General features: G+C 59.3%; 6 protein-coding genes and 1 pseudogene. 2 read left to right on the forward strand and 5 right to left on the reverse strand.

Features of this window, described 5'->3' with window-relative positions:
• From WCA53_RS29820 to WCA53_RS29835, 4 genes and pseudogenes are all read right to left on the reverse strand, one after another.
• A pseudogene (locus tag WCA53_RS29820) lies at positions 1-201 on the reverse strand (acetyl-CoA C-acetyltransferase); the annotation flags it as partial.
• On the reverse strand, positions 194-973 hold the full coding sequence (gene can / locus WCA53_RS29825; RefSeq protein WP_423919782.1) for a carbonate dehydratase: 780 nt from the start codon (positions 971-973) through the stop codon (positions 194-196). The pseudogene WCA53_RS29820 and the gene can, both read right to left, overlap by 8 nt.
• A 23-nt stretch (positions 974-996) precedes the next feature.
• Positions 997-2,796 carry a bifunctional isocitrate dehydrogenase kinase/phosphatase gene (aceK, locus tag WCA53_RS29830; RefSeq protein WP_423919785.1) on the reverse strand — a complete coding sequence of 600 codons (1,800 nt, stop codon included), beginning with the start codon at positions 2,794-2,796 and terminating at the stop codon, positions 997-999.
• 142 nt (positions 2,797-2,938) lie between these two features.
• Positions 2,939-3,397 (reverse strand): MerR family transcriptional regulator, encoded by a 459-nt coding sequence (locus WCA53_RS29835; RefSeq protein WP_423919790.1) that lies wholly within the window; start codon positions 3,395-3,397, stop codon positions 2,939-2,941.
• Positions 3,398-3,573: 176 nt separating this feature from the next.
• On the opposite strand from WCA53_RS29835, the gene WCA53_RS29840 reads away from it, so the two are divergent.
• On the forward strand, positions 3,574-4,653 hold the full coding sequence (locus WCA53_RS29840; protein ID WP_423919795.1) for an MBL fold metallo-hydrolase: 1,080 nt from the start codon (positions 3,574-3,576) through the stop codon (positions 4,651-4,653).
• 7 nt (positions 4,654-4,660) lie between these two features.
• The gene (locus tag WCA53_RS29845) at positions 4,661-5,356 is read left to right on the forward strand and encodes a GNAT family N-acetyltransferase (RefSeq protein ID WP_423919798.1); all 696 of its coding nucleotides are present in this window, start codon (positions 4,661-4,663) and stop codon (positions 5,354-5,356) included.
• Positions 5,357-5,471: 115 nt separating this feature from the next.
• On the opposite strand, the gene WCA53_RS29850 is transcribed toward WCA53_RS29845, so the two are convergent.
• Positions 5,472-5,895, reverse strand: a 424-nt coding sequence (locus WCA53_RS29850; RefSeq protein WP_423919801.1) for an ABC transporter substrate-binding protein, incomplete at its 5' end; no start/stop codon positions are given.

Genomic DNA, 5,895 nt, shown 5'->3' on the forward strand with positions numbered 1-5,895 from the left:
GCCCAGACCGGCGGGCAGCACGCATCCCATCAAGGCTTCTTCGATCTGCCCGGGTGCAAGCCCCGCGCGCTCGAACGCCGCGCGAATCGCGACGGAGCCGAGTTGCGGCGCCGTCACGGAGGCAAAATCGCCCTGGAAAGCCGCCATCGGCGTACGTGCAGCCGATACGATTACTACCGGATCCCGCGTTGCTTCAGTCATGTTTCATCTCCTTGGCGATCGCTTCCACGATGCCCGGAACATCGCCCAGGCGTGCGGCATCGTCGGCGAGAACGTCGTTCTCGGCAAAATGTTCACCACCGCGTGCAAGTGCCGCGATGCATTGCTGATAGGTGGATTCGACCTGATCACTATTGGTGATGGTCATGCCCATGTTGCGCACGCGCCCGTCATGCACGCCGTAGGCCCAGCCATGCACGGTCAGCGCCTGACCACGCGCCCATGCATCTTTCACGATGGTCGTGTGACACACATTCGTCGTCTGTTCGATTGTATTGAGTTCCACCAGTCGGCGTTGCCGCGCGACGCCCATCGGCCAGTCTTCGAGCAACGCCGCATGCTTCACGCGCACATCTTCCACGTGACGCAACCAGTTGTCGGCGAGGCCCACGCGCAGGCTCACCAGCGCCGCGCCCACGCCCGAACAGCCGTAGTGGCCGACGACCATGATGTGCTTGACCTTCAATACGTCGACGGCAAACTGGATCACGGACAAACAATTCAGGTCCGAGTGCACGACCACATTCGCGATGTTCCTGTGGACGAACACTTCGCCCGGCGGCAAGCCGATGATCTGATTGGCCGGCACACGCGAATCCGAGCAACCGATCCACAGATACTCCGGCGCTTGCTGATGCGCGAGCCGCGAAAAGTATTCGGGATCTTCCGAGAGTTTGCGTTCGACCCACGCGAGGTTGTTGTCGAATAAATGCGCGAGCGGATGGGCGCTGGCGTCTTGGTCAATGTTGGACATGGGAGTTCAGTGCAGGATGGGTTTCACGCGGCGCGCGCAGCGGGTGCGTCGGCCGGGAAACGTTCAGGATAACGAACGCAAAAGCGAGCACTGCGTTCGTACGGAAAGATATCGGCGATCTCGCCCTTGATGATGAGTTCCTTGTGCTTTTGCCAAAGAGCAGGATCGAAGAAATCCGCGTGATGCTTCATGAAGACGTCGCGCACGCGCGGGTCTCCGAGCAGGAATGTATTGTAGGTTTCGGGAAAAATATCGTGCGGCCCGACGGTGTACCACGGCTCCCCGGACATCTCGTCTTCCTCGTTGCGTGCCTGCGGCACTTTGCGCACGTTGCAATCGGTGAGGTATTCGATCTCGTCATAGTCATAGAACACCACGCGGCCATGACGTGTCACACCGAAATTTTTGTACAGCATGTCGCCGGGGAAGATGTTGGCCTGGATCAGTTCCTTGATCGCATTGCCGTATTCCCTGATGCCATGTTCGATGTCTGCAAGGCTGCCGTTCTGCAAGTACAGGTTCAGCGGCGTCATGCGTCGTTCAATATACAAATGCTCGATCACGAGGTTGTCGCCCTCGTATTCGATCATCGACGGTACTTCCTTCCTCAACTCACGTATGAGCGCGTCGTCGAGCCGGGAGAGCGGCAGCGCGACGCTCGAATATTCGAGCGTATCGGCCATGCGTCCAAGCCGGTCGTGTCGTTTGACGAGCTGATACTTGTCCTGGATCTTCTTGCGCGTGGTTTCCTTCGGCGGCGGAAAGCTGTCCTTGATCAGCTTGAACACATACGGAAACGACGGCAGCGTGAACACCAGCATCACCATTCCCTTGATGCCCGGCGCGATAATGAACTGGTCGCTGGAATGCGACAGGTGATGCAGCAAGTCGCGATAGAACAGGTTCTTGCCCTGCTTTTGCAGGCCCACCGACGTATAGATCTCCGCCTTCGGTTTGCCCGGCATGATCGAGCGCAGGAATTGCACGTAGGCGGACGGCACTTCCATGTCGACGAGAAAGTACGAGTGCGAGAAGCTGAAAATGATCAGCAGTTGTTCGTGTTGCAACAAGACGGTATCCAGCGCAAGCAATCCGGGCTGCACGTGACGCACCGGCAGGGCGAACGGCCGCACGACGTCCGCGTTGATGACCCGCCCGACGATGTACGCCGCCTTATTGCGAAAGAACAGCGACGACAAAACGTGAATCTGGAAATTCGGCGCGGCCTTGAAATCAGCGAACGCTTCTACTAAAGCGCGTGTCACACATTGAACGTCGCGTTCGAGATCCTCGAACGGCGGATCGAGCTGGAAGTTCGTCACGATCCGCTCGATGGTAGCGGTGAGTCCGTCCTTGGCCGGGTAATACGCGCGATACGTCGGCTTGGCCGCGGGTTCGCCGTTCTCGATATATTCCGTCGATATAGCCGGCCGCACGAAAATGAAATCGTTGTTGAAATACGAGCGATGCAAAATCTTGCAGCACACGGAATTGAAGAACGTCTCCGCGCACTCGGGTTGCCGGTGCGACGTCAGCAAGCCTATGTAATGCAGTTTGATCTGCTGCCAGATTTCATCGTGGATATTCTCGGCGTCGTACTCGTCCTCTAGCCGCGTCACGCACTCTTCCACGCGATCGTCGTACGACGTGATGCGTTCCCGCGCAAGCCGCTGCAGAGCAAGCCACTCCCCGGCTTCAAAGAGCTGCTTCGCCTCGATGGCCGCATCGCGAAACACGCGATAGTGGCGATCGAAGCCCTCGAGCAGCGTTTCCGCGACATCGAAGGCGATCTGCGACGACAGCAACTTGGGAAAGTGATTCATTTCGACCCTGGGGTGCCGCGTGACGGGGTGCGCTGCATTTCAAATCCGGGCGATATTGTATCGCCGGAGGGTGTTGCCGTTTGCTTCGGGCGCGGCTTTGGCGGGCGCGTCGTGTTGGTTGAGGTATCGCTAAAAGTTGCGCTCAGGTCGCCGATGCTGCGTTTTTCGCCACACGCTCCTTGGGCTTTCGCACACGCGTTTCGCTGCCTTTTCCCTCATTCGCCAGAAGAATCGCCCGGCCTTGCGCCTCGGCTGCCGCGAGTTCGGCGAGCGTGGCGGTCAGGTCGCTCAATTGGCGTTCCAGCACCTCACGATGCGCCGCAACGGTGTCCAGGAACGCGTGCAACTGTGCGACCGTGCCCGTGGGCGAATCGTAAAGATCGAGCAGCCTGCTCACCTCGGTCAACGTAAATCCGAGCCGCTTGCCGCGTAATGTCAACTTGAGCCGCGTGCGGTCGCGCGCCGAGTATGCGCGGCGGAGGCCATTCGCGCCTTCGCGCGCGGGCGCGAGCAGCCCGTGATCTTCGTAGAAGCGGATTGCACGCGGCGTCACGTCGAATTCGCGCGCCAGTTCGGTGATCGTGTAGTGCATTTCCGTCATGCGAATCCGCAGGTAAGCGCAGGCTAGCGCGCATGTCAGCACAATTAAGCGCGGACATAAGCGACCGCAAGCCGGCAGGTTTTCAACGAAATTCGGGCGCAGAAGTTAAACTGCAGGTTAACGTTAGCGTCAACTTGCCGTCAATGCAACGGCTGACAACCCGGAGACTCATCCGCATGAATGCGCTCGAACAGCAGCTCGACTATGTTTTCGCCGATACGATTCCCGAGGCCGGCCACGCGGTGGAAGTCACGCCCGGCGTGTTCTGGGTGCGCATGCCCTTGCCGTTCGTGCTGGATCACGTCAACGTCTGGGTGATGCGCGACGAGATCGCCGGAGTCAAAGGCTGGACGATCGTCGATTGCGGTATCGCGGACGAAGGGATTCGCGCGAACTGGGAGCGCATCTTCGAGACGCTGCTCGACGGTCTGCCCGTTCTGCGTGTGATCGTCACGCATTGCCATCCGGATCACATCGGCCTGGCCGACTGGATTTGCAACGGCGGCTCGCAAAAACGCTGGGATCCCGTGCGCCTCTGGATCTCACACGGCGAATACATGATGGCGCGCGTGATGGCGTCGGGCAGCGGTTCCGACGCGGGCGGCGAACGCGCGGCGCAACACTTTGCGCGCAATGGCCTGACTGACGAAGGATCGCTCGATGCCCTGCGCAAGCGCGACACGTATTACCCCAGGCTCGTCCCATCGATACCCCCGCAATTCCGGCGTATCCGCAATGCCGATGTGCTTGAGATTGGCGGCCGCGAGTGGGAAGTGGTGACGGGTTTCGGTCATTCGCCGGAGCATTGCGCATTTTTCTGCGCGCAGACCAAGGTGCTTATTTCGGGCGATATGGTATTGCCGCGCATTTCCACCAACGTCTCCGTCTTCGATGTCGAACCGGAAGGGAATTCGCTCGCGCTGTTCCTGGAGTCATTGGGCCGGTATGAAGCGATGCCCGCCGATACGCTGGTCCTGCCTTCGCACGGCAAGCCGTTTCGCGGCATGCACACGCGGATCGGCCAGCTTCGGGATCATCACGCGGCGCGTCTGCAGGAAGTGCGCGACGCGTGCGCGATCAAGCCGCAAAGCGCCGCCGATATCGTCCCGATGATGTTCAAGCGCAAACTCGATATCCATCAAATGACGTTCGCACTGGGCGAAGCGCTTGCCCATTTGCATTTGCTATGGCTGGACGGTGAGTTAGTACGGCAAACCAATAATGCCGATGGCGTAATTCGCTTTAGTCCTCACTGAGATGATAATGACTGGTACAACCTCGCATCCCCTTGATAACGTCATCTGGTCCGCCCTCACTTCGCGCCACAACTCGCTGGCGATAGGCGACGATCTTGCCCGGCGCTATCCCGCCGAGATCGCGCCATTCGGGGCGATGGCCGAGGTGTCCGCGACGGGCTTCGAAGCATTGACTCGACTAACGGCGTTGGACGATCGCGTTGCGTTGTTCACGCTGGAAGAAGTGACGCCGCCCAGCCACTTTTCTATCGAGCGCAAGAAGAGCATTGACCAGATGGTTGGTGCGGCCACGCAGCGCACCGTCGACACGGCCAGCATGGTGCGATTGGGCGCAGATGACGTGCCGGAAATGATGGCGCTGGTCGAATTGGCGCAGCCGGGACCGTTCGCGGCCGGGACGTATCGGCTGGGCACCTATCTTGGCATCCGGGTTGATGGGCGTCTCGCTGCGATGGCTGGCGAACGGATGCGCCTCGACGGCTACACGGAGATCAGCGCGGTATGTACGCATCCGGATTTTAGGGGACAGGGATATCCGAGCGAGCTGATCGGCGCGCTGTCGAACGCTATTCTGGATCGTGGGGAACTGCCGTTCCTGCACGTATTCGACGACAACCTGGCCGCGAGCGCTCTTTATAGGAAGCTGGGTTTTACCCGGCGCGAGGTGATCGAATTGACTGTGCTTCATCGAGCGGTGGCTTGAATCGACGGGAACGCCATCGAAACGAACACTTCGTCAGAACCGATAAAAAATGCCGTTCAGCTTTTGACTGAACGGCATTGATGTATCTCCCAAGCCTTAAGTGAAAGCCGCTGCCTTACTGCACCGCGACGCTGGCAAAATTCTGCCGCCCGAACGGACTCACGCGATACCCACTGACATTCGTCCGCGTCAACGCCGAAGCGGTCGGATACGCGAGCGGAATCCAGACCGCCTGATCGTGGATGATTTGCTGCGCTTCCGTGTACGCTTTAGTCCGTTTAGACAGATCCGCCGATGCCTTGCCTTCGTCGATCAACCGGTCAAGCGTCGGATCGCAGAAGCGCGCGAAGTTGATGCCCGAACGGATGGCTGCGCAGCTAAACAGCGGTGACAGATAGTTGTCCGGGTCCCCATTGTCCCCGGCCCATCCCATGAACAACATGTCGTGCTGGCCTTGCTTCGCTTCCTTGATCAGCTCACCCCATTCGATAACCTTGACCTGCGCCTTCACGCCAATCTTCGCCAGGTCCGCTTGAAGC

The organism is Caballeronia sp., assembly GCF_049581465.1.
GTDB lineage: Bacteria > Pseudomonadota > Gammaproteobacteria > Burkholderiales > Burkholderiaceae > Caballeronia.